29 protein-coding genes are annotated in these 21,762 nt (G+C 71.7%); 8 read left to right on the top strand and 21 right to left on the bottom strand.

The features are described 5' to 3' along the window. The 6 genes from B7767_RS20535 to B7767_RS20510 all read left to right on the top strand — a co-directional run. The coding region (locus B7767_RS20535; protein WP_085573482.1) for an AAA family ATPase at nt 1-999 on the top strand (999 nt) is incomplete at its 5' end. A gap of 218 nt (nt 1,000-1,217) precedes the next feature. Then, nucleotides 1,218-1,412 (top strand): hypothetical protein, encoded by a 195-nt coding sequence (locus B7767_RS20530; protein ID WP_085573481.1) that lies wholly within the window; start codon nt 1,218-1,220, stop codon nt 1,410-1,412. A 68-nt stretch (nt 1,413-1,480) separates the two neighbouring features. After that, on the top strand, nt 1,481-1,858 hold the full coding sequence (locus tag B7767_RS20525) for a hypothetical protein (protein WP_085573480.1): 378 nt from the start codon (nt 1,481-1,483) through the stop codon (nt 1,856-1,858). Beyond that, nucleotides 1,842-2,270, top strand: a complete 429-nt coding sequence (locus B7767_RS20520) for a helix-turn-helix domain-containing protein (RefSeq protein WP_085573479.1) — start codon at nt 1,842-1,844, stop codon at nt 2,268-2,270. Before B7767_RS20525 ends, B7767_RS20520 begins: the two co-directional genes overlap by 17 nt. Then, a complete protein-coding gene (locus B7767_RS20515; RefSeq protein WP_085573478.1) occupies nt 2,255-2,602 on the top strand; it encodes a hypothetical protein in 348 nt (115 codons plus the stop codon). The genes B7767_RS20520 and B7767_RS20515 overlap by 16 nt, the downstream gene beginning before the upstream one ends. Further along, nucleotides 2,599-3,348, top strand: a complete 750-nt coding sequence (locus tag B7767_RS20510; protein WP_085573477.1) for a hypothetical protein — start codon at nt 2,599-2,601, stop codon at nt 3,346-3,348. The genes B7767_RS20515 and B7767_RS20510 overlap by 4 nt, the downstream gene beginning before the upstream one ends. A gap of 95 nt (nt 3,349-3,443) precedes the next feature. On the opposite strand, the gene B7767_RS49365 is transcribed toward B7767_RS20510, so the two are convergent. Continuing rightward, nucleotides 3,444-3,641: a hypothetical protein gene (locus tag B7767_RS49365; protein WP_373408227.1), complete on the bottom strand. Its 198-nt coding sequence runs from the start codon at nt 3,639-3,641 to the stop codon at nt 3,444-3,446. Nucleotides 3,642-3,656: 15 nt separating this feature from the next. Further along, nucleotides 3,657-3,893, bottom strand: coding sequence for a GntR family transcriptional regulator (locus tag B7767_RS20505; protein WP_085573476.1), 237 nt, complete (start codon nt 3,891-3,893; stop codon nt 3,657-3,659). A gap of 162 nt (nt 3,894-4,055) precedes the next feature. Here B7767_RS20505 and B7767_RS20500 point away from each other — a divergent pair, with 162 nt between their 5' ends. After that, nucleotides 4,056-4,250: a hypothetical protein gene (locus B7767_RS20500; protein WP_085573475.1), complete on the top strand. Its 195-nt coding sequence runs from the start codon at nt 4,056-4,058 to the stop codon at nt 4,248-4,250. A gap of 391 nt (nt 4,251-4,641) precedes the next feature. On the opposite strand, the gene B7767_RS20495 is transcribed toward B7767_RS20500, so the two are convergent. The 9 genes from B7767_RS20495 to B7767_RS20465 form a co-directional block, all read right to left on the bottom strand. Then, a complete protein-coding gene (locus tag B7767_RS20495) occupies nt 4,642-6,762 on the bottom strand; it encodes an FtsK/SpoIIIE domain-containing protein (RefSeq protein WP_085573474.1) in 2,121 nt (706 codons plus the stop codon). Nucleotides 6,763-6,847: 85 nt separating this feature from the next. Beyond that, complete coding sequence (locus B7767_RS20490) at nt 6,848-7,036, bottom strand: DUF6257 family protein (protein ID WP_085573473.1); 189 nt, start codon at nt 7,034-7,036, stop codon at nt 6,848-6,850. A 2-nt stretch (nt 7,037-7,038) separates the two neighbouring features. After that, nucleotides 7,039-7,239, bottom strand: coding sequence for a hypothetical protein (locus tag B7767_RS20485; protein ID WP_085573472.1), 201 nt, complete (start codon nt 7,237-7,239; stop codon nt 7,039-7,041). Nucleotides 7,240-7,321: 82 nt separating this feature from the next. Continuing rightward, nucleotides 7,322-7,495: a hypothetical protein gene (locus B7767_RS46475; RefSeq protein WP_179167218.1), complete on the bottom strand. Its 174-nt coding sequence runs from the start codon at nt 7,493-7,495 to the stop codon at nt 7,322-7,324. A 97-nt stretch (nt 7,496-7,592) separates the two neighbouring features. Next, a complete protein-coding gene (locus B7767_RS20480; RefSeq protein ID WP_085573471.1) occupies nt 7,593-7,916 on the bottom strand; it encodes a hypothetical protein in 324 nt (107 codons plus the stop codon). Further along, complete coding sequence (locus tag B7767_RS46470; protein WP_179167217.1) at nt 7,913-8,086, bottom strand: hypothetical protein; 174 nt, start codon at nt 8,084-8,086, stop codon at nt 7,913-7,915. Before B7767_RS46470 ends, B7767_RS20480 begins: the two co-directional genes overlap by 4 nt. Then, a complete protein-coding gene (locus B7767_RS20475) occupies nt 8,083-9,033 on the bottom strand; it encodes a DUF2637 domain-containing protein (protein ID WP_085573470.1) in 951 nt (316 codons plus the stop codon). Before B7767_RS20475 ends, B7767_RS46470 begins: the two co-directional genes overlap by 4 nt. Then, complete coding sequence (locus B7767_RS20470) at nt 9,030-9,353, bottom strand: hypothetical protein (RefSeq protein ID WP_085573469.1); 324 nt, start codon at nt 9,351-9,353, stop codon at nt 9,030-9,032. The genes B7767_RS20475 and B7767_RS20470 overlap by 4 nt, the downstream gene beginning before the upstream one ends. A 420-nt stretch (nt 9,354-9,773) precedes the next feature. Further along, a complete protein-coding gene (locus tag B7767_RS20465) occupies nt 9,774-10,040 on the bottom strand; it encodes a GlsB/YeaQ/YmgE family stress response membrane protein (protein WP_085573468.1) in 267 nt (88 codons plus the stop codon). A gap of 93 nt (nt 10,041-10,133) precedes the next feature. Between B7767_RS20465 and B7767_RS20460 the strand changes: the two genes are divergently transcribed. Continuing rightward, entirely contained in the window at nt 10,134-11,390 is a 1,257-nt protein-coding gene (locus B7767_RS20460; RefSeq protein ID WP_085573467.1) for an APC family permease, read from the top strand. Nucleotides 11,391-11,570: 180 nt separating this feature from the next. On the opposite strand, the gene B7767_RS20455 is transcribed toward B7767_RS20460, so the two are convergent. From B7767_RS20455 to B7767_RS20410, 10 genes are all read right to left on the bottom strand, one after another. Beyond that, nucleotides 11,571-12,131: an SMI1/KNR4 family protein gene (locus B7767_RS20455; protein WP_085573466.1), complete on the bottom strand. Its 561-nt coding sequence runs from the start codon at nt 12,129-12,131 to the stop codon at nt 11,571-11,573. Between the two features lie 107 nt (nt 12,132-12,238). Next, nucleotides 12,239-12,634 (bottom strand): YccF domain-containing protein, encoded by a 396-nt coding sequence (locus B7767_RS20450; protein WP_085573465.1) that lies wholly within the window; start codon nt 12,632-12,634, stop codon nt 12,239-12,241. Then, nucleotides 12,631-13,494, bottom strand: coding sequence for a zinc metalloprotease HtpX (gene htpX, locus B7767_RS20445; RefSeq protein WP_085573464.1), 864 nt, complete (start codon nt 13,492-13,494; stop codon nt 12,631-12,633). Before htpX ends, B7767_RS20450 begins: the two co-directional genes overlap by 4 nt. Nucleotides 13,495-13,756: 262 nt before the next feature. Beyond that, nucleotides 13,757-15,256 (bottom strand): NADH-quinone oxidoreductase subunit N, encoded by a 1,500-nt coding sequence (locus B7767_RS20440; RefSeq protein WP_085573463.1) that lies wholly within the window; start codon nt 15,254-15,256, stop codon nt 13,757-13,759. Continuing rightward, entirely contained in the window at nt 15,253-16,827 is a 1,575-nt protein-coding gene (locus B7767_RS20435) for a NuoM family protein (protein WP_085573462.1), read from the bottom strand. The genes B7767_RS20440 and B7767_RS20435 overlap by 4 nt, the downstream gene beginning before the upstream one ends. Nucleotides 16,828-16,833: 6 nt before the next feature. After that, on the bottom strand, nt 16,834-18,831 hold the full coding sequence (locus tag B7767_RS20430) for an NADH-quinone oxidoreductase subunit L (RefSeq protein WP_085573461.1): 1,998 nt from the start codon (nt 18,829-18,831) through the stop codon (nt 16,834-16,836). Then, a complete protein-coding gene (gene nuoK / locus B7767_RS20425; protein WP_085573460.1) occupies nt 18,828-19,220 on the bottom strand; it encodes an NADH-quinone oxidoreductase subunit NuoK in 393 nt (130 codons plus the stop codon). The genes B7767_RS20430 and nuoK overlap by 4 nt, the downstream gene beginning before the upstream one ends. Next, a complete protein-coding gene (locus B7767_RS20420) occupies nt 19,220-19,852 on the bottom strand; it encodes an NADH-quinone oxidoreductase subunit J (RefSeq protein ID WP_085573459.1) in 633 nt (210 codons plus the stop codon). The genes nuoK and B7767_RS20420 overlap by 1 nt, the downstream gene beginning before the upstream one ends. Then, entirely contained in the window at nt 19,849-20,523 is a 675-nt protein-coding gene (locus B7767_RS20415) for an NADH-quinone oxidoreductase subunit I (RefSeq protein ID WP_085573458.1), read from the bottom strand. The genes B7767_RS20420 and B7767_RS20415 overlap by 4 nt, the downstream gene beginning before the upstream one ends. Nucleotides 20,524-20,525: 2 nt before the next feature. Then, nucleotides 20,526-21,494 (bottom strand): complex I subunit 1 family protein, encoded by a 969-nt coding sequence (locus B7767_RS20410; RefSeq protein ID WP_085573457.1) that lies wholly within the window; start codon nt 21,492-21,494, stop codon nt 20,526-20,528. Nucleotides 21,495-21,762 lie beyond the last annotated feature (268 nt).

Here is a 21,762-nt window from a genome sequence, read left to right as displayed (position 1 = left end):
GCGGCGCCCGCCGCACCAGCTGCCGAAGCCCTGCCCTCCTTCAAGACAGGCGGGGCGTTCTTCCAGGACGTTCCGGAGACCCCGCCGGCCGTCTGGGGAAGCGGCGGTGACGTCCTGTGGGCAGAAGGCGAAGCGCTACTCATCGCCGCCCCGCAGGGCGTGGGTAAGACCACGGTCGCGCACCAGCTCATCCGCGCCCGCCTCGGGCTTCAGGGCGACGTCCTCGGCTTCCCCGTCGTGCCCGGCCGCCGGGTGCTGCTGCTCGCCATGGACCGCCCCTCACAGACCCGCCGCGCAGGCCACCGCATCTTCGCGGGCGACGATCCCGCCTACCTGAACGAGCACCTGGTGGTGTGGGAGGGACCGCCGCCGTTCGACCTCGCCCAACGCACGGACATCCTCGCCGCGATGTGCGAGCGGGCCGGGGCCGACACCGTGGTCCTGGACTCTCTGAAGGACGCCGCGGTCGGCCTCTCCGACGACATCGTGGGTGCCGGGTACAACCGGGCCCGACAGAAGGCCCTCGCGGCCGGCATCCAGGTGCTGGAGCTGCACCATCTCGTCAAGCGCGGCGCCAACGGCGCCGCCCCGAACACGATGGCCGACATCTACGGCTCCGTCTGGATCACCTCGGGCGCGGGCTCCGTGGTCCTGCTGTGGGGCGAAGCGGGAGACCCGGTTGTCTCCTTCCGCCACCTCAAACAGCCCATGGACGAGGTGGGGCCCTTCCAGCTCGTCCACGACCATCCGGCCGGCACCACGCGCGTACGTCATTCCGCTGACCTGCTGGAGCTGGCTCGGCTCGGAGGCGTCCACGGCGTCACCGCAGTTGCCGCCGCTGAAGCCATCTTCGAGACCAAGAAGGTCACGCCCGCACTGAAGATGAAGGCTCGTCGGCGCCTGGACAAGCTCGTCAGCTCGGGCCAGCTCACGCGAGTCGAACCGGACTCGCCCGGCAACCCCACGCGCTACTACCTCGCTCAGGCTGCCCCGTCATGAGCGGCATACGGGTGCACGCAGGGGTGTACGGCCTCCACGCGCCGTACACCCGCACGCGCCCCGCACGGTGCCGCACGGTTCGAGGAAATCCGCAGGTCACAGCCGCACGCAAAGGTGTACGCACCCGCACGCGCCCTAGGTGCACGTTCCCCACCCCCTCTACAGAGGGGGGAACGTGCGCCCCGCTTATCCCAGGCGCCACATCGAAGGGGTCCTTCATGGAATCCACGTCCGCTGTTGAGCAGGCGGTACAGGCCCGCATCGCCGCCGCCCGCATCCGCATCCAGGCCGCCAAGAAGCGCCGCGACGACCTCACCGCCGCACGCCGCCGAGGACTCGCCGCACGCCACGCACAGAAGCTGCGGAACCAGGCCGCCAGACGAGACACAGCACAGCCCCCAGACACCCCCTGACCCGCCAGGAATCCGGTTCCGCAGCCCCTCGCGCGCATCGCCCGCGCACATGTACAAGGAGATCCCTCGTGCCCGACACCCCGACCCGCAGGCCGAACTACCCCGGCCGTGACCAGCTGGACACCGCGAACATGCGCTTCCGCCGCGCCGTCACCCGCCTCTACCGCGAGGCCGGCCGCCACGACCCGAAGCTGATGCCCGAGGTCGAGCGGATCGTGCGGGAGGCCGCCGAGACGCTCGGCAGGCTCGCCGAGGACGCCGAGGCCGCAGAGAGCACCAGCGCCCGCCATCAGGCCGCGTTGAAGAAGGAGGAGGACAAGCTCAGGGCCAAGCTGCGGCCGGCCGCCCGCCGCGGTGACCCCCGGGCGGTGAGCATCCTCGCCCGACTCGACCAACGGGCGGCCCGCCGCCCCGGAACGGCCCCTGACGATGACGACGCAGCCTGACCCGGGTGCCGCTCGTCTGCTGCGGCCGGATGGCTCGGTCGTCATCCCGCCGGAACTGGCCAGCGAGGTGCTCCGCACGCTCGTGGTGGGAGCCACCGAACAGGCCCGGACGGACGGCGGGGTGATCGGTCCCGGCGCCCGCCGCCTCCTGCACCAGCTGTACGAGGCCGCGCAGCAGGCGCACGCCCGTGATCGTGCCGACGTCGGAAGCTGCACCGTCGACCACGCCACCGTGGAGATCACGGTCGCAGAGGCCGCGCTCCACATGGGGTGCCGGCCCCGGTGGATACGGACGCTCCTGGAGTCCGGACGCCTCCGGGGCCGGCGCGTGAACAGCCGCCTCTGGCTCGTCGACCGGGCCAGCCTTGACCACTACCGCACCACGGGAGGCACCGCATGCAGGACAGCGTGATCAGCCGCCGCGTCTGGCCCGGCGTACCGCGCGCCCGCTGCTGCGTCTGCGGCGCCGACCGCGGCCTTCGCCGCCTGGTCCTGCCCCTGCCCCACGGGAACGTCTGCACCGCCTGCCTGGACGCCGCGCTACGGCTCGTGGCCCCCGCAGCCTCCAGCAGCGTCAACAAGTGCTCAGGCCCGCACCAGGCAGGCGACCAGCAGCAGTTCGACGTGACCGCCGTGTGGCCGCTGACCGCCGCTCTCGACTCCCGACAGCCCACGGTCCGGGCCTGCGCCGTCCACCTGACCGAAGCCCTGGAAACCCTCGCCCGCACCTTGGAGGCATCGTGACGTCCCTCAGCCAGTTGTTCGGCCCGACGCTGGGCCAGACCCTCACCACGTCACTGGAGACCCTGAACAGGGCCGCCGCCGAGCTGCGCGCCCTCACCACCGAGCACCAGGCCGCGCTCGCCGAACTCCGCGACCAGGTGGCCAACGACCGTGACCTGTCCGAGGAGGGCCGCGCCAACCGCCTGCGCGAGCGCACGACCGCCCTGTCCGAACAGGCGATGATCAGGCTGCGCGTCCTGCGCGGGCGCGTCCGGGCCGCCGAGGACGAGGTGACCCGCATCGTGGAGGCCGCATGGCCCGAGCCGACGCCCGGGGTGGAGGGCATGCTCGGACGTCAGGCCGCGTGGGCGCGGTCCCGGTCGCTGCTGGAGTCCGGCGTCGCCGTAGGCCAGATGATCCAGGAGACGACCGACCTGGAGACCCTGTTCGCCCTGCGCGACGAACTCCCCACGTGGGTGCGGGCGCACGGCGGGGACGGCAAGACCGTGGACCAGGTCCGTGCGCGCATCGAGCAGCACACGGCCCGCCTGGCGTCCGAGGGCGGCCCGGTGGACCTGACGGCCAAGTACGAGGCACGCGCGGCCATGGCCGGCCTCGCCCCGCTCCTGGACCATGCGGAGACCGTGCTCAGCGGCCAGCGCCCGGCGGAGACCGGGCTCAGTGTCGCGGTCGCCGCGCAGATGGCACGGCAGGAGGCGCAGATCTCACAGGGCCCGATCATCGGCCCGGACGGCGACGCCTTCTGACCCTGCCCCGACACACCCGCGCCCGGCTCCTCCACCACAGGGGCCGGGCATCGTCGTGTCTACCCGTCCTCGGGTGTGGGCCCTTCGGACTGCACTCAGTCATCGCCTGCGAGGAGGCTGCCGTCCGTCTGCGGAGCGGGACGGCTCGGCGCGTAGGTCTTCCCGTCGGTCCCGGTGACCTCCGTAGCCACGTGTCCAAGATTGGACACCTCGTTGCCGACGGTTCCGCGGCTCAGCCCCGTCGCGGAGGCGATGGCCCGGACGCTCATGCCTGCCGACCGGAGCGACTGGATCGTCTCGGCCCGCTCCTACGCCTCCTTGGGCGCGACGACGAACGATCCCTTATTGGGCAGCGTCACCACCAGGCCCCGCTCCCGCAGTTCCTGCACCGCCCGCCGTGCCGTCCCGGGCGCTACGCCGTACTGCGCGCCCATCTCCCGCTCGTTCGGCAGCCGCGCCCCGTGCGGGAGTCGGCCGGCGCGGATCTCGGCTTCCACTTCATTGGCCACGCGCACGTAGACGTAGACGAACGGGTCCTCGCTCATGCTCCGGAACGTAGGGCGGCACCCCGCGATGGGCACCCGTAGGTGGCACCATGTGGCCGTATGGGGTGCCCTGTAGTGACCTATAGCGGTACGGTCCGACCAGCGGAAAGCCCCCGCAGCCTGGCCGGGCTCGGGGGCGTGGACGACTGGTGAGGAGTCGACGTGAACGAGAGTACGCAGACCGAGACCGCCGCGGGCACCCCCACGGGCTACGGCTACTGCTCATGGCATCAGCGGTTCGCCGCCGACGTGCGCCTGATCGACGTCATCGAGCAGGGGTCCGGCCCGGGCGGCGCGCACTACGCCTGTAGTCCCTGCCGTGAGGCGTACGGCCTGGTCCCGTTCGCCGACCGGTGAGCGGTCCGGAGAAGACTCCCGAGTGCACCCTTGGCGAACACGCGATGTGCACCGGCCCGCAGAAGATCCGGCGGCCCGGGGCGCCGAAGTGGGAGGTGCCCCTTCTGACGGTGCGGTGCGAGTGCCCGTGCCACGGTAGACACCGGTCCGGCCGCTGAAGCTTCCCCCGTGGCGGAGCGGCCGGGCCGGGCAGCAGATGGCCCCCGAGGCGAGTCCTCGGGGGCCATCGTCGTGTTCGGGGAGGGATACGGTCCGGGGGAGCCAAACGGCCCGGAAACGGGCTCTCATGGCCTCCGCGCCGGATGCCTCCCCAGCCTCCCCCAACCGCCGTTGCCGCAGCTCACGCCGGGGGAGGCGGTACGGGGAGGCGAACGGGGAGAACTCCCCGAGATCAGGCGGCTCCCTCGTCCTCGTCGGCGTCCTCCAGCCGGGCCAGGATCGCCTCCTGGACGCGGTCACGGGAGACCACCATGCGGCCGGCGGACTTGTACTGCTCGGCTCCGTGCGGCTCCAGCGCCTTCTTCAGATCGGTCGGCGACCACTCCCGGTACTCCTGCGGGTTCCGCTCGGCGAGCCGGTGCAGTACCTCCTGAACCAGCATCCGCGACTCGTCCCCGAGGACCGCGGCGACGTCGGTGAGCGGGTCGGCCGCCGGCACCTCCAGTTCGGCGCTGGACTCCATCCCGTCGCGCAGGCCCAGGGCGCGCTCCACGACCGGTGTCACCTCGTCCACGCCCTTCTCCGGGTCCCGGGCCACGTAGTGGGAGCGGATCACCTCGAACGGCTTGCCAGTGAAGCCCACGGTCACCGCGGTGCCGATGTCCTCGCCCGGAATCAGGGTCGTCGCGGTGATGCCGGCCTTGTGCTTGCCCGAGCCGAGGAGTCCGTCGTTGGCCACGTGGTCGCCGACCGCGAACGCCACCCGATGGGACGTGTTGCGGGTGACGTCGCGCGGGATGCTGTCCGCCGTCGGGGAGACCGTGACCCAGATGAGGGTGATGCCAACCTTGCGGGCCTTCTTCATCACCTTCACCGCCAGCTCGGCGGCCTCCTTGCCGTACTCCTTGTGCATGAACAGCTCGTGGCACTCGTCGAAGACCACCACCTTTGGCCGCATCCGCGGGTCCCGGGTGGCCAGCTCACGGGTGAGCTTCACCGTCTCGCCGCCCAACTCCTCGAGGAGCTTGCCACGCTCGGTCACGTCGTCCCGCAACCGGCGCAGCGCCTTCACCGCGGCCTCGATCTGCTCGTCCTCGTCGCCCTTCACCAGGGTGCGCAGGCGCGGGCGCAGCGGGTCGTAGTCGACGTTGTACGCCATGACGTACGCCTCGACCTCCACCAGCGGATCCAGGATTGCGCCGAGCAGCAGGGCGATGACCAGGGACGACTTTCCGGAGCCCATGATGCCGCCGACCATCCAGTTCGCGGCCATGAGCTTGCCCATGATGGGTTCGCCGCGCTGGGAGACGGCCACGGGCACGCCCTTGAAGTAGTCGGCCGTGCCCTCCGACAGGAGAGGCCAGGGCGGTACCGGCCCGGACAGAGACCCCTGGTCGGCCACCCACAGATCGAGGGTGCCGGGCAGCTTCGGCGGCTCCGTCGGCCACACCTCCACCGGCTTGCGCAGCAAGTTGTGGGCGAGGACGTTCTTCCGCCCGGCGATCATCTCCACGGTCACGCCCATGGGGAGCTGCACCTGGGTGTGCCAGCCGTTCCCTGACCGGGTCGTGGGCGACACCCATCGGGGTTGCCATCCGTCCTTGATGGCCTTGTTCAGCGGCGCGATGCCCAGGTTCCCCAGCGCGCGCAGGATCGCACTTTCGTCGGGCACGACGTCGCGGTCCTCGGCATCCGCGGGCAGTGCCCAAGAGGGGGCGGCGTGCTGGTGGCGGCCGACGGCCCACGCGGCGGCGAGGGCGAGCCAGGGCAGCGCGTACAGCAGCGGCTCCCACACCACGCCAGCGAGGAACGCCACCCACCCCACCAGCTCGATCGTGGCGGCGAGCGGGGTGAGGACGTCGGCCACGTCGTGGTTCGCCCACGCGAGCATGACGCCCAGGAGCAGCAGCACCCCGACGCCGGCCCCCACACCGGTAGCGATGACCTTGGGTGCGTTCATCACCATCTGGAGCAGTTCCACGCGGCGACGGTGGCGGGCGAAGCGGTAGGCGTAGGCGCGCTGCTCCCACTGCCGCACGAGCTCCTCGTTCCCGGCGGCCTCCGCCGCGCGCATCATGCGCTCGTGCCGGGCGGTGGTGCGGGAATCCCAGGCACGGCGGGCGAGGATGCGGGCACCACCGATGGTGTAGGCGCCGTGGCGGACGACGGTCCTGTATCCGTCGCCGGCGCGGACCTGGACGACGATGCGCCGCAGGTGGTCGATACGGACCCGGCGCCGCGGCCGGTCCGTCTTCTCAACGGCCGGGGCGGGCGGCTGCGCGGGGGCGAACTTCAGGAGGGATACGGACGGGTTGGTGTGCCCGTTGACCCGCTCGGGCGCAGTCTCGGTCATCCTGGTGGTTCCTTCTCTCTGCGGAGGGACGGGAGGCCCGGGGCGGCCGGTTTGCTGGCAGGCGGACGGCCGCCCCGGGGCGTAGCTACTTGCCGCCGTTCTTGCGGCGGCGGGCCTGGTTCTCGATGCGCTCAAACCGGCGCTTCAGGTCGGACAGGTCGACGTTTCCGGTGCCGTCGTCGGCCAGGCCGCGCTTGGCCATGCGGGCGATGAGTCCGGCCATGCGGAGCTTCTCGCCGGCGGTGAGGTCGCTGAGGTTGAGGCCGTCGGGCATGGTCACGCCTCCGTCTCGGGCAGGGCCTGGGCGATCGCGGCAAGGGCGCGGGCGGTGTCGGCCCACGCGGCGCCGGCCGCGGCGAACGGCTGGACGCGGTGCGGGTAGTCCGGGTGGTGGGCGTACCGTTCGGCCTCCCCGGCGAGGTTGGCAGCGCGCTGGGCGGCGTCTTCCGCCTGGGCGAGGAGTTCCTGACGGGTCATGGGGGTTTCCTTCCGAGTGGTGGGCCGGGGCTGTCCCGGCTCCCCTCACCGCCCGTGCGAGACGGGCGGATCGGGCAGCTGGTCAGCGGCGGTTGCAGTTGCCCTTCTCGCAGCGGGTGCAGTCGTGGTCGAGGCGCTGGCGGATGGGGCCGAGGACGGTGGTGGCGACCTGGTCGCCCTTGTCTCCGGCGACCTTGTGGAGGGCGGCGGCGGTGTTGTCGATGGCTTCGGCGGCCTTGCGGCTGAACAGGCCCATGACGGGCTCCTCTCGGGTGGTGGACCGGGCTGTCCGGCCCCACCGCACCCCCGCACGTGTCCGGATCCGGACACGTCGCGGAGGACGGAAGGGCAGGTCAGCGACCCTTGCGGTAGTCGATCCACATGCCGCGCAGGACGAGCACGACGATCGCGGCGGTGCCGCCGAGGATCGCCAGAGCGAGGGACGCGAAGGCGACGCCTACGCCCCCCACGCACACCGCACACGCGATACCGATCCACTCGCCGGCCGGGCGGCGGGCCTTGTGCTGGTGCTCGCACTGGTGCTGCGGCGGGGCAGCCTGCGCCTGAGCCTGCGCGGCCTTGGCCAGCTCGACCGCAGCGAGCGCGATCTGTACGGCGGCCGTATCCACCGCAGCCTCGCGGGCGGCGGCCTCGGCCTTCTCCAGGGCGTCGCTCACCGCTGCCACCTCCCCACGACCGGCAGGTACGGGCGGACGGCGGCACCGAGGACGAACACCAGCAGCAGCGGCTGGGAGGCCAGCGCGGTGACCACCGACGCGAGGGCGGCGGACACGGCGGGGATGGTCAGCAGGACCCCGAGCAGGGCACCGAGGAGAAGCCACTTCATGACCGGCCGCCCTCCCCCGTGAACAGCGCCGTGATGACCACTTCGCGGCGCAGCTCGGCAGCCTCACGGCGGGACAGGCCGAACTCCTCACGCAGCCGGTCGATGGTCACCGGCCGGTTCGTCTCGGCTACCAGTTGCCGGTTCAGCTTGCGGGCCTTCCGGCGCAGCTCAGCCGGGGTCAAGGCGATCACCTCGGTGACCACCTTCCGGGCCGTCTCGGCGGGTACCGAAGTGGTCGCCTTGAGGTTCAGGTCGGTGCCCTTGACGCCGTCGAACCAGACGCCGTCCTCCAGCGACGGGATGACCACCTTCTCGGGCTTCGCGGCGGGCATGTACCGGTCGATGATGCGGTCCGTGTAGGTCCGCAGCAGCGGCCCATCGGTGGTCGCCTCGGCGGGCTTCTGGCGGGCGACGATCGGCAGCAGCCGGACGCCGGCCGGAACCACCTCGGGCAGCGGACGCGCGGCATCGATGGCGGCCGGGGGCTGGTCGTCGTCGACGCGCTCCACGGTCACCTCATCGGCCACCTCGGCGACGTCAGGCCGGTCGGCGAGGGCCTGGTGGATCTGCCGCATCAGCGCACCGAACGCCAGCAACGCGGCCGTGGGCGGGACCGCGGCCACCACGTAGTCGAGCGGCTCGGCGTGCGAGCCGACCCCGGCCACGTTCAGCGCGATCGAACTACCGGAGCCGACCACCGTCAGGCCGATCGCCCACCGGTCGACACGGCCGGCGAGCGCGGCCCGCAGCATCAGCAGCTCGCCCGCGACGATGAACAGGTCCAGCGTCGCCGGCCACGCCCAGGCGCGGACTTCCTTGCCCTCCATGCCGTGGGCCAGGGCGACCTCGGCGAGGTGCGCGTAGGACAGCCAGAACGCAGCAGCGGTCAGGGCGACGATGACCAGGCCGGCCGCGATGGCAAGGGCTCGGGTGGGGTTCGTCTTCACTGGCCCTCCCCGGTGGGGAGGGTGACGGCCTCGGACCAGCTCTTGCCGGCGGCGAGCGCGGCCTGTGCCTGGTTGGCGGTGACGTAGCCGGTAGCGGGGTGCTTGGCCAGCTGCTCGCGCAGGTAGGCGGTCGTCCACTGGACGTCCATCAGGGGCTCGTCGTCCAGGACGGAGCGGAGGGCGACCACGACGTGGGTGACGCGGTCGTTGAGGATGCGGTCGTGGGCCTCGGCACCGCCGGCGGTCGCCGGGTGGGGGATGTCGAGTGCTTCGAGGACGGCCGCGAGGAGTTCGCGGGCAGGGTCGGGTACGTTCTGCACGGGTCCGTGCTCCCTTGATCGCTGGGTGAGTTGCGGATCAAGGCCCCGGCCGGTGGGTGAGATCACCGGTTCGGGGCCGCCGTGTCTCCGGGGTGGAGACCGGCGGGAGCGCGGAGGGCCGCGAGGGCTAGAGGGCACAGCGAGGGCACAAGGCCCCGAATAACACTGTGCAACAGTGGCAAGCACTGTCAGTAGTTTTCGCACGTCAACCCCCCTTTCGGGGTTCACGTGCAGGTCAGGCGATCAGGCGGGCGGTACGTGAACTACCGGTAGGTCCGGCCGGGCCGGGACCGGCGGCGTTCGCGCGCCGCACGGGCACGAGGAAGGGTGGGCACCCGCGCGGTGACCGCCCTTCTCGCCTGCCGGCCGCGCCTCCGGGACCGCCGCGCGCGGTGCGCGGTCAGTCGCGTGAGTACCCGGTCAGTCGCGTGAGTGGCCGAACAGGATGCGGTAGGCGATCAGGAGGACCAGCGAGCCGCCGATCGCGGCGGCCCAGGTGGTGCCGTCGTAGAAGTCCTTGGTGATCGGGTGATCGAGCCAACGCGCCGACATCCAGCCGCCGATGAAGGCGCCGGCCACGCCGATCAGCGTCGTGCCGATGAGGCCGCCCGGGTCACGGCCGGGCAGCAGGAACTTCGCTATGGCTCCGGCCAGCAGTCCCAGGATGATCCAACTGATGATCGTCATGCCGTGAACCTGCCCCTTTCCCGCTGTTCTCGCACTTTGAAGGACGCCGCGCGTGCACATGCCGGTTGCACCTGATCAGTAGGGTGCTGCCTCATGACTGACACGTCCGGTCCCACGCTGCGGCGCACGCTCGGCGTCGGCGACGCCGTGGTCATCGGTCTCGGCTCGATGGTGGGAGCCGGGATCTTCGCCGCCCTGGCACCCGCCGCGCACGCGGCCGGTTCCGGGCTGCTCCTCGGGCTGGCGGTCGCCGCCGTGGTCGCCTACTGCAACGCCACGTCGTCGGCGCGCCTCGCCGCCCTCTACCCGGCCTCGGGCGGCACGTACGTGTACGGGCGCGAGCGGCTCGGGGACTTCTGGGGCTATCTCGCGGGTTGGGCCTTCGTGGTCGGGAAGACGGCCTCCTGCGCGGCGATGGCCCTCACCGTGGGCGCGTACGTCTGGCCGGGGCAGGCGCACGCCGTGGCGGTGGCCGCCGTGGTGACGCTGACCGCGGTGAACTACGGCGGTGTCCAGAAGTCCGCGTGGCTGACGCGGGTGATCGTGGGTGTGGTCCTGGCTGTCCTCGCTTCCGTGGTGGTGGTGTGCCTGACCTCGGGGGAAGCCGAAGCCGGGCGGCTGGACATCGGGGTCTCCGGCGGTGCCGGCGGGGTGCTGCAGGCGGCCGGTCTGCTGTTCTTCGCCTTCGCCGGGTACGCCCGTATCGCGACCCTCGGTGAGGAGGTCCGGGACCCGGCGCGCACCATCCCCCGGGCGATCCCGCTTGCCCTGGGCATCGCGCTGGCCGTGTACGCGGCTGTCGCTGTGGCCGTCCTCTCGGTACTGGGGTCGAAGGGGCTGGGCGACGCCACCGCGCCGCTCGCCGACGCGGTGCGGGCCGCCGGTGTTCCCGGGCTGGTGCCGGTGGTGCGGGTGGGAGCGGCGGTGGCCGCGCTGGGCTCGCTGCTCGCCCTGATCCTGGGGGTCTCACGGACGACGCTGGCCATGGCCCGGGACCGGCATCTGCCGGGTGCCCTCGCCGCCGTGCATCCGCGGTTCCAGGTGCCGCACCGGGCGGAGCTGGCCGTGGGCGCGGTGGTCGCCGTCCTGGCCGCCACGGTGGATGTGCGGGGCGCGATCGGGTTCTCCTCCTTCGGTGTGCTGACGTACTACGCGGTGGCCAACGCGTCGGCCTGGACACTCGATCCACGGCCGGCGACGCGGGTGGTGCCGGCGGTGGGGCTCGCCGGGTGCCTGGTGCTGGCGTTCTCTCTGCCGTGGGTTTCGGTGGTCGTGGGGGCGGGGGTGCTGGTGGCGGGGGTGACGGCTTACGGCGTGCGACGGGGTCGGGGGCCGGGCGGTGGCCGGTAACCGTGACGGGTGACGGACAGCCAGTGGCCGTGGCGAGTGGCCGGCGGCCGTGGCGGGTTCCGGGTGCGAGGTGCGTCGTGTTCGCAGGTGCGGCGGGTTTCCCGGGTGCATCCGGCCCTTTCGGGCCTTGGGTTCCGGAATGTTTTCCCGGGGCGCCGCGGCGGCCTTCGCGGAGCCCGGTCAGGGCGCCGGCGTCCCGCGGCCCGCGGAACCGGTCCAGGGGGCCAGTTCCGCCCCCTCGTTCTCCTCCTCGTACCAGCCCGTGCCCTGGGCCCAGGAGCGGAGCCAGTCCGCGAGGCCGGGCGCGTCGAGGAACCAGGCGTGGTCGGGGTCGCCCGAGTTGGGTTCGAAGAGGAGGACGGTGGCCCGGGGCGAGCGGCAGTCCACGCAGGCGTACATGCCGCAGCCCCAGTGGGATATGGGCAGCATTCCCTCGGGCCAGGGCCAGTCGGGGTCCTCGCGGCCGCTCTCGCGGTTGGCGAGGTACTGGGTCACGACGGCGGGTTCACCGGAGGGCGCGCTGTCCAGCAGGGGCAGCAATCCGTACTCGGGGCCGAATCCGCCGTCCGCTATCCGCAGGTAGAGCTCGGCGAGCAGCGGGGGCAGGGCGAAGCCCAGCCTGGCCTCGGCGCGTGCCAGTGTGGCCGCGTCGATGGGCTCGGGGAGGGAAGGCCAGCCCCATGGGCGGGTGTTGCGGGCCTTGTCCGCCACCTGTGTCAGCAACTGCTCGTGCTCGGTCATGCGTTCATCATGCGGTCCGCCACTGACACCCGCTCGGACCTGTGGACGACCTCCGGCTTGTGGACGACGCCCGGGTCATGACGCGACCGACGAGAGCGCCTGTCGCCTCACCCGCTCTGTGTGAACGACTGGCCCGTCCGCACGATTTCGCGGCCCAGCGGGAACAGCGAGACCGGGATCAGCTTGAAGTTGGCGATGCCGAGCGGGATCCCGATGATCGTCACGCACAGGGCGATGCCGGTGAGGATGTGACCGAGCGCCAGCCACCAGCCCGCCAGGATCAGCCACAGCACGTTGACGAGGAAGGAAGGGGCCCCCGCGTCCCGGCGCTCGACCGTCGTGTACCCGAAGGGCCACAGGGCGTAGACACCGATACGGAAGGCGGCGACGCCGAAGGGGATGCCGATGACGGTGATGCACAGCAGCAGTCCAGCCAGCATGTAGCCGAGGAACAGCCAGAAGCCGCTGAAGACGAGCCAGATGAGATTCAGGATGGTCTTCACTGGTGGTGACCTGCCATCTTCTCGAGCCGGGCGATGCGTTCCGCCATCGGCGGGTGGGTGGAGAACATCTTCGAGAACCCCTGGCCCGGGCGGAACGGGTTGGCGATCATCATGTGGCTGGCCGTCTCGATGCGGGGCTCGGGGGGCAAGGGGAGCTGTTTGGTGCCGTGTTCCAGTTTGCGCAGGGCGCCGGCGAGGGCGAGGGGATCACCGGTGAGCTGGGCGCCGGAGGCGTCGGCCTCGTACTCCCGGGAGCGGCTGATGGCCAGCTGGATGAGGGACGCGGCGAGCGGGCCGAGGATCATGATCAGCAGCATGCCGAGGAGGCCGGGGCCGTCGTCGTCGTCCGAGCGCCCGATCGGGATCAGCCAGGCGAAGTTGACCAGGAACATGATCACGGAGGCGAGGGCGCCGGCGACCGAGGAGATCAGGATGTCGCGGTTGTAGACGTGGCTGAGCTCGTGGCCGATGACGCCGCGCAGCTCCCGCTCGTCGAGCAGACGCAGGATGCCCTCGGTACAGCACACGGCCGCGTTGCGCGGGTTGCGGCCGGTGGCGAAGGCGTTGGGCGCCTCGGTCGGGGAGATGTACAGGCGCGGCATGGGCTGGCGGGCCTGGGTGGAGAGCTCGCGGACCATGCGGTACAGCCCCGGGGCCTCGAACTCGCTCACCGGGCGGGCGCGCATCGCGCGCAGGGCCAGCTTGTCGCTGTTCCAGTACGCGTACGCGTTGGTGCCCAGCGCGATCAGGACGGCGACGACGAGCCCCATGCGGCCGAAGAAGCTGCCGATGACGATGATGAGTGCGGACAGTCCCCCGAGGAGGACTGCTGTCCTGAGCCCGTTGTGCCGGCGGTGCACGGTACGCCCTCCAAGTCGTGCGGCAGGGGGACCCTTGCTTGCTGATCTTCCTTCTGACCTGCGCTGCCCACTGGCCTCGTGGTGTCACGTCCAGTGGACCCTCCCGTACCGGTCAACGCCAGGCGAAGGGCACTAGTTCCCTTGTGCGCGCGGTGGCGCGTGTCAACCGTCCGGGTGACGGCCGTCCGGAGCGTGCCGGGTGGCACGCGCGCGTGGCCGTGCGGTGGCCGTACGCGCGCGTGCGGGGCGCTGCCCGGTGTGCTCAGAAGAGCCCGGTGCCGGTGAAGCGCAGGACCAGCTGGGGTGCGCCGGACAGGGCGATGCCGAGGACGCCGGTCAGGGCGAGTGCGGCGGTGAGGGGGGCGGGGAGCCGGTGCTCGGCCGGTTCGCCCTCGGGGGCGCGGAACAGCAGGGCCGTCCACTGGAGGTAGTAGACCAGCGCGATGACGACGTTGACGGCCATGACGACGGCGAGCCAGCCCAGTCCGGCGTCGACGGCCGCGGAGAACACGGTGACCTTGGCGAAGAGGCCGATGATGCCCGGCGGGAGTCCGGCGAGGCAGAGCAGGAAGAAGCCCAGGAGGAGCGCGGTGAGGGGGTTGGAGGCGTAGAGGCCGCGGTAGTCGGCGACGCGGTTGAGGCGGTGCGCGCGGCCGACGAGGGCGGCCACGGCGAACGCGCCCAGGTTCACGGCTCCGTACATGAGGGCGTAGGCGACGGTGGAGCCGATCGACTTCTCGGGGTCGCCGGAGTACGCGGCGGCGGCGATCGGCACCAGGAGGTAGCCGGCCTGGCCGACGGACGACCAGGCGAGGAGGCGTACCGCGCTGTACGCGCGCGTGGCCTGCTGTCTGAGGGCGCCCACGTTGCCGACGGTCATGGTGAGGGCGGCCAGCGCGGCGAGGGCCGGACCCCAGACGTCGGCGTACGACGGGAGGGCGACGACGGTGACGAGGATCAGGCCGGAGAAGCCGACCGCTTTGCCGATGACCGACAGGTAGGCGGCGATCGGCAGGGGGGCGCCCACGTAGGTGTCGGGGACCCAGAAGTGGAAGGGGACGGCGGCGGTCTTGAAGGCGAAGCCGATGAGGGTGAGGACGACACCGGTCTGGGTGAGGGTGTGGAGCTGTCCGTCGACGTCCTGGATGCGTTCGGCGACCAGGGTGAGGTGGAGGGTCCCGGTGGCGGCGTAGACGAAGCTGATGCCCAGCAGGCTGACGGCGGTGGCGGTGACGGAGGACAGGAAGAACTTGAGGGCCGCTTCGGAGGACTTCCGGTCGCCGTGCCTGAGGCCGACCAGGGCGAAGGCGGGCAGGGAGGCGACCTCCAGGGCGACGACGAGGGTCGCGAGGTCGCGGGAGGCGGGCAGGAGGGCGGCGCCGGCCGCGGAGGAGAGGAACAGGAACCAGTACTCGCCCTCGGGAAGCCGTTTGCCCTCGTCCTTCAGGGCGGTGACGGACAGGAGTGCGGTCAGGAGGGCACCGCCGAGGACCAGGAACTGGATGACGAGGGTGAAGCGGTCCGCGGTGTAGCTGCACACGCCTTCGTCGCCGACCAGGCAGAAGGTGCTGCGGTCGGCGTCGAGGAGGGGCAGCAGCATCAGTGCGGCGGCGGCGAGTCCGGCCACCGAGAGCCAGCCCAGGAGCGGTTTCCGCCTCTCGTCGACGAACAGGTCGGCGACGAGGACGACGAGTCCGACGACCGCCGTGATGGTGGGCGGCGCGATGGCCAGCCAGTCGACGGACTGGACGAGGGAGCTCATCGGGTGCCTCCTGCGAGGAGCTGCTGCACGGCCGGGTCGGTCAGGCCGAGGAGGGCCCCCGGCCAGAGGCCGGCGACGACGGTGAGGACGACGAGCGGGGTCCAGGCCGCGAACTCGTAGGAGCGCACGTCGGTGAGTTGCGGGGCGTCCTGGGGCGCGGCGCCCATGCAGACCCTGCGGACCACGACCAGCAGGTACGCGGCCGTCAGCAGGGTGCCGAAGGCGCCGATGGCCGTGAAGGTGAGGAAGGCGGGGCGACTGAGGCCTTCGGCGGGGTCGAAGGCGCCGAAGAGGGCGAGCATCTCGCCCCAGAATCCGGCGAGGCCGGGCAGGCCGAGGGAGGCGACGGCGGCGAAGGCGAGCAGGCCGCCGAGGCGCGGGGCCTTGCCGTAGAGGGCGGCGCCGGTCTCCTGCGCGAGGGTGTCGAGGTCGGTGCTGCCGGTGCGGTCCTTGAGGGCGCCGACCAGGAAGAACAGCAGGCCGGTGATGAGGCCGTGGGCGATGTTGGCGAACAGGGCGCCGTTGACGCCGGTCGGGGTCATGGTCGCGACGCCGAGGAGGACGAAGCCCATGTGGCCGACGGAGGAGTAGGCGATGAGGCGTTTGAGGTCGCCCTTCGCACCCCGCTTGGCGAGGGCCAGGCAGGCGAGGGATCCGTAGATGATGCCGACGACGGCGAACGCGGCGAGGTACGGCGCGAAGGTGCGGAAGCCGTCCGGCGCGGCGGGCAGCAGGATCCGTACGAACCCGTACGTGCCCATCTTCAGCAGGACACCGGCCAGCAGGACCGAGCCGACGGTCGGCGCGGCGGTGTGGGCGTCGGGCAACCAGCTGTGCAGCGGCCACATCGGGGTCTTCACCGCGAGCCCGATCCCGATCGACAATACGGCGATGACCTGCACGGACGTGGTCAGGAACCGGCCGTTGTCAGTGGCGAGTGCCACCATGTCGAATGTGCCCGCCTCGATTCCGATCAGGAGCAGGCCGAGCAGCATGACCACGGAGCCGAGCAGCGTGTAGAGGATGAACTTCCAGGCGGCCTCGGTCCGGCCCTCGCCGCCCCAGCGGGCGATGAGGAAGTACATCGGGATGAGGACCGTCTCGAAGGCGAGGAAGAAGAGGATCAGGTCGAGGACGGCGAAGGTCGCGAGGGTGCCGGATTCGAGGACGAGCAGCAGGGCGACGAAGGCCTTCGGGGACGGGCCCGTGGGCGGCTTGAAGTACGAGTGGAGCGCGCAGAGGAAGGTCAGCAGCGCGGTCAGGACCAGGAGGGGGAGGGAGATGCCGTCGGTGCCGAGGTGGATGCGCACGTCCAGTGCGGGGATCCAGCTGATGTCGGTCGTGGCCTGCATCTTCGACGGCCGGCCGTGGTCGAAGCCGAGCGCGAGGACGATCGCCGCGATGAGGATCGCGCCGGTGACGGTCACGCCGTGGCGGAGCACCGCCTGGTCGGGTGACTTCCCCTTCAGTCCGGGCGGGGCCGGCAGGAGAGCGGCGGCGGCGCCGAGGAGCGGGCCGGCGACGAGGAACGCCAGAAGGAACTGCATCACGGACTCGTTGATATCGATCACGCCTGCTCACGCTCCCGTGGCGACGAGGACGGCGGCGACCGCGAGGACGACGGTGCCGGCGAGCAGCGCGCTCACATAGGTCTGCAGATTGCCCGTCTGGGCCCGTCGTACGGCGGCGCCGAGCCAGCGGGGCAGCGTGCCCGCGCCGCGTACGTAGGTCTCGACGACCTCGCGGTCGAGGAACCGGACGAGGCTCGCGCCGGCCCGGACCGGGCGGACGAAGAGGGCCGTGTACACGGCGTCCAGGTGGAAACCTGCGGCCGCGTGGCGGTGCAGCGGGCCGAGCAGCAGCCGTCCGGGGTCCGACGGGTCGGGTACGTACGCGATGTCTCCGTAGGCCGGTTCGTGGGTGGCGATGGCCTCCGCCTCGACCAGTCCGGCGTCGCCCTCGGGGTGGGCGGCGACGGCACCGAGGGGGACACGGGCGGCGGCGTGTGCGGTGGTGTGCCGCCAGGTGGCGTAGGTGATGATGCCGCCGACCAGCGCCACGCCCGTGCCGAGCACGGAGGTGGTGAGCGTCGGGGCCAGGTCGTGGCCGTCGAACCAGTCGGGCAGTACGCGGAAGGCGAACCCGCCGAGCGCGAGGGACGGCACGGCGAGCACCCACAGCACCGTGGTCATCGTCAACGGCTGCCTGCCGTGGTCGGGCGCCTCGGTTCCGTACCCGCGGAAGGCCAGCAGCCACAGCCGCATCGCGTACGTGGCGGTGAGCAGGGCGGTGACGAGGCCGGCGAGGAGGACGATCCAGCCCGCCGCCGCGGGAGCGTGTCCGGTGTGGCCGGTGACGACGTGTTCGGCGGCGCCGAGGACGGCCTCCTTGGAGAAGAAGCCGCTGAACGGCGGGATCGCGGCGAGCGCGAGGAGCGCCACGGTCATCGTCCAGTAGGCGTCGGGGACCCGGTCCCGCAGGTGGCCCATGCGGGACATGGCGGCCAGTGAGTTGGTGCCGGCGGCGTGGATGATCACGCCGGCCGCGAGGAACAGCAGCGCCTTGAAGGCGCCGTGGGACAGGAGGTGGAAGACGGCGGCGCCGCGGTCGGCGACGGCGAGGGCGCCGGTCATGTAGCCGAGCTGGCCGATCGTCGAGTAGGCGAGGACGCGTTTGATGTCGTCCTGGGCGAGCGCGGCGAGCGCCGAGCCGGCCATGGTGACGGCGGCCATGACGGCGAGGACGACCATCGCGGCCTGCGAGGCCTCGAAGAGCGGGAGGAGACGGGCGATGAAGTAGACGCCGGCGGCGACCATGGTCGCGGCGTGGATCAGCGCGGAGACGGGGGTCGGGCCCGCCATCGCGTCGGGGAGCCAGGTGTGCAGCGGGAACTGCGCCGACTTGCCGGCCACGCCCGCCAGGAGCAGCAGGGCGATCAGCGTGGGGTGTTCGATGCCGCCGTTCGCGACGGCGCCGAGGATGCGGGTGATGCGGAAGGACCCGGCTTCGGTGGCGACGGCGAACAGGCCGATGAGGAAGGGGACGTCGCCGAGCTTGGTGACCAGGAAGGCCTTGAGGGAGGCGGCGCGTGCCTCGGGGGTCTCCCAGTAGTGGCCGACGAGGAAGTAGGAGCAGATGCCCATGACTTCCCAGCCGACCAGCAGGACCATCAGGTCGCCGGAGTAGACGACCAGGAGCATCGCGGAGGTGAACAGGGAGACCAGGGCGGCGTAGGAGGGGTAGCGCGGGTCGTCGCGCAGGTAGCCCGTCGAGTAGGTCTGCACGCAGCCGGCGACGACGGTGACCAGGACTGCGGTCAGTGCGGCGAAGCCGTCGATGTGCAGGGCGAGTTCGATCGGGACCGAGCCGGTGGGGGTGAGCTCGGTCGCGGCGTCGACGGCCTGGCCTCCGCCCTGGCGCCAGGCGACCGTGGCGGCCAGTGCGAGGGAGGCGAGCGTCGGCAGGACGGCGAGCGGGCGGACGAAACCGGGGGCCGTGCGGCCCAGGAGCAGCCCGGCGAGCGCGCCGAGGAACGGAAGGAGGGGGACGAGGACGGCGAGGGTGGTCGTGGTCACGCGGTGGCCTCAGCCTTCTCGCCGGCCGTCCGGGGTGCGGGGGCTTCGCTGTCGGGGCCGTCGGGCTCGTGGCTCTCGGCGGTGTCGCGGAGCTTGTCGATGTCCGAGGTGCCGCGGTTGCGGTACACGGCGAGGACGATCGCCAGGCCGATGCCGATCTCGGCGGCGGCGATGGCGATGGTGAACAGGGTGAGGGCCTGGCCGGAGTGCAGGGTCTCCTCCGCGGTCCGGCTGAGCCAGACGTCGAAGGCGACCAGGTTCAGGTTGACGGCGTTGAGCATCAGCTCGACCGACATCAGGACGAGGATCGCGTTGCGGCGGGCGAGGACGCCGTACAGGCCGGTGCAGAAGAGGAGGGCGGACAGGACGGCGGGGTAGGCGAGGTGCATCAGCGGGCCCCTTCCGTGTCGCGCCGGGTCTCCGTCGCGCCGGACGCGGCCTCGGCCTTCGCCTTGCGGGACAGGACGATCGCGCCGACGAGGGCGGCGAGGAGGAGGACGGAGAGGGCCTCGAAGGGGAGGACCCAGTGCTGGAAGAGACTCGCGCCGGTGACGTCCGTGGAGCCGGCGGGGGCGCCGTCCAGGTCGATCCAAGTGGTCCGGAAGGCGTCCACGACCACCCACACCAGGGCGGCCGCGGCGGTGACGGCCACGGCGAGGGCGACCCAGCGGTTGCCGGAGTCGGCGTCCGGTGAGCGGCCGATGGGGGCGCGGGTGAGCATCAGCCCGAACAGGAGGAGGACGACGACGGAACCGACGTAGATGAGGACCTGCACCCAGGCGATGAACTCGGCGGTGAGCAGGAGGTATTCGACGGCGAGGCCTCCGAGGGCCATCACCAGCCACAGGGCGGCGTGCACCAACTGCCGGGTGGTGACGGTGATGACGGCGGCCCCGAAGGTGACCAGGCCGACGAGGAGGAAGGCGATCTCCACACCGGTCGGGGAGAGGAAGCCGCGGGACTCGGCCGCCAGGTTCACGGTGCCGGTCGCGAGGCCGCCGAGAGTCGCTGCGGGGGTCATTCCCGGCCCTCCTGCCGTGGCTGGTCCGCCTGCTGCTTCGACTCGCCCGCCGGTCGTGTGGGCGACTCGACGGCACGGGCCTGTTCGTCGGCGTGCGGTTCGGTGCCGGCCGACGGTGCCGAGGGCGGGGCCGTCGTCTCCGCGGTCCGGGCGGCGGCGAGTTTGTCGGCGGCCTTGCGGGCGGCTGCGAGTTCCTTCGGTTCCTCGGCGCCGGGGTCGAGGGCGGGCGGGGCCGGGACGGTCCACATCCACTCGCGGAGCTTGTCGCGCTCGTGGGTGAGGTCACGGATGTCGGTCTCGGCGTATTCGAACTCCGGGGACCAGAACAGGGCGTCGAAGGGACAGACCTCGATGCAGATACCGCAGTACATGCACAGGGAGAAGTCGATGGCGAAGCGGTCGAGGACGTTGCGGCTGCGTTCACGGCCGCCGGGGGTCGCCGCCGGGACCGTCTCCTTGTGGGAGTCGATGTAGATGCACCAGTCCGGGCACTCGCGGGCGCACAGCATGCAGACCGTGCAGTTCTCCTCGAACAGGCCGATCACACCGCGGGTGCGGGGCGGGAGGTCGGGCTGGGTGTCCGGGTACGGGGCGGTGACGGACTTCTTCGTCATCGTCCGCAGGGTGACGGCCAGGCCCTTGGCCAGGCCGGAACCGGGGATGGGAGCCATGGTTACCGGATCACCACCTTCACGATGCCGGTGAGGGCGATCTGGGCGAGGGAGAGGGGGACGAGGAGGGTCCAGGAGAGCTTCTGGAGCTGGTCCTCGCGCAGTCGGGGGTAGGTGACGCGGAGCCAGATCACGACGAAGGCGAGGACCGCGGTCTTCAGCAGGGTCCAGACCCAGCCGAGCCCGTCGGCACCCCAGGGGCCGTGCCAGCCGCCCAGGAACAGGACGGTGGTCAGGCCGCACAGGACGACGATCCCGGCGTACTCGGCGAGGAGGAACAGGGCGAAGCGCAGACCGGTGTACTCGGTGTACGCGCCGAAGATGATCTCCGAGTCGGCCACCGGCATGTCGAAGGGCGGTCGCTGGAGTTCGGCGAGGCCGGCGACGAAGAAGACGAGCGCGCCGGTGATCTGCCAGGGCAGCCACCACCACTCGAAGGCGTCGAGGATGCCGACGAGGGAGACGGTGCCGGCCGCCATCGCCACCGAGGCGGCGGTGAGCAGCATCGGGAGTTCGTAGGCGAGGAGCTGGGCGGCCGTACGAAGACCGCCGAGGAGGGAGAACTTGTTGGCGGAGGCCCACCCGGCCATGAGCGAGCCGAGGACACCGACGCCCATGACGGCCAGGACGAAGAACACACCGGCGTCCAGCACCTGGCCGACCGCGCCCTCACCGGGGCCGATCGGGATGGCGAGCAGGACGAGGAGGTACGGCAGGAGCGCGACGGCGGGCGCGAGCTGGAAGATGCGTCGGTCCGCGCCGGCCGGGACGACGTCCTCCTTCTGCGCGAACTTCACTCCGTCGGCGATGAGCTGGGCCCAGCCGTGGAAGCCGCCGGCGTACATCGGGCCGAGGCGGCCCTGCATGTGGGCCATCACCTTGTGCTCGGTCTGTCCCACGATCAGGGGGAAGGTGAGGAAGACGACGAACACGACCAGGAGTCGCAGGGCGACGTCGAGCACGTCGTTCACCGCGGGCCTCCTGAGGGGTCTTCGGGGGCGGGGGTCTCGGGGTCGCCTTCGGGCTCCGAGCGGGGCTCGGGGGCCGTGCCGGCACCGGGGGCGGGCTCCCGGACCGGCCCGGGTTCCGACTTGCCAGTGCCTTCGGGCTCCGAGCCGGCCCCGGGAACCGCCTCGGCCTCACGGTCCGGTCCGCGATCCGGCGTGGGCCCGCCCTCGAGTTTCGAGCCGGTCTCGGGGGCCGGCCCGGAGTCGGCCTCGGGCTCCGATCCGGTGTCCG

This window comes from Streptomyces sp. 13-12-16, assembly GCF_002114215.1.
Classification (GTDB): Bacteria; Actinomycetota; Actinomycetes; order Streptomycetales; family Streptomycetaceae; genus Streptomyces.
The sequence above is the reverse complement of the archived record's forward strand: the minus strand, read 5'-3'. Positions and strand labels throughout refer to the sequence as shown.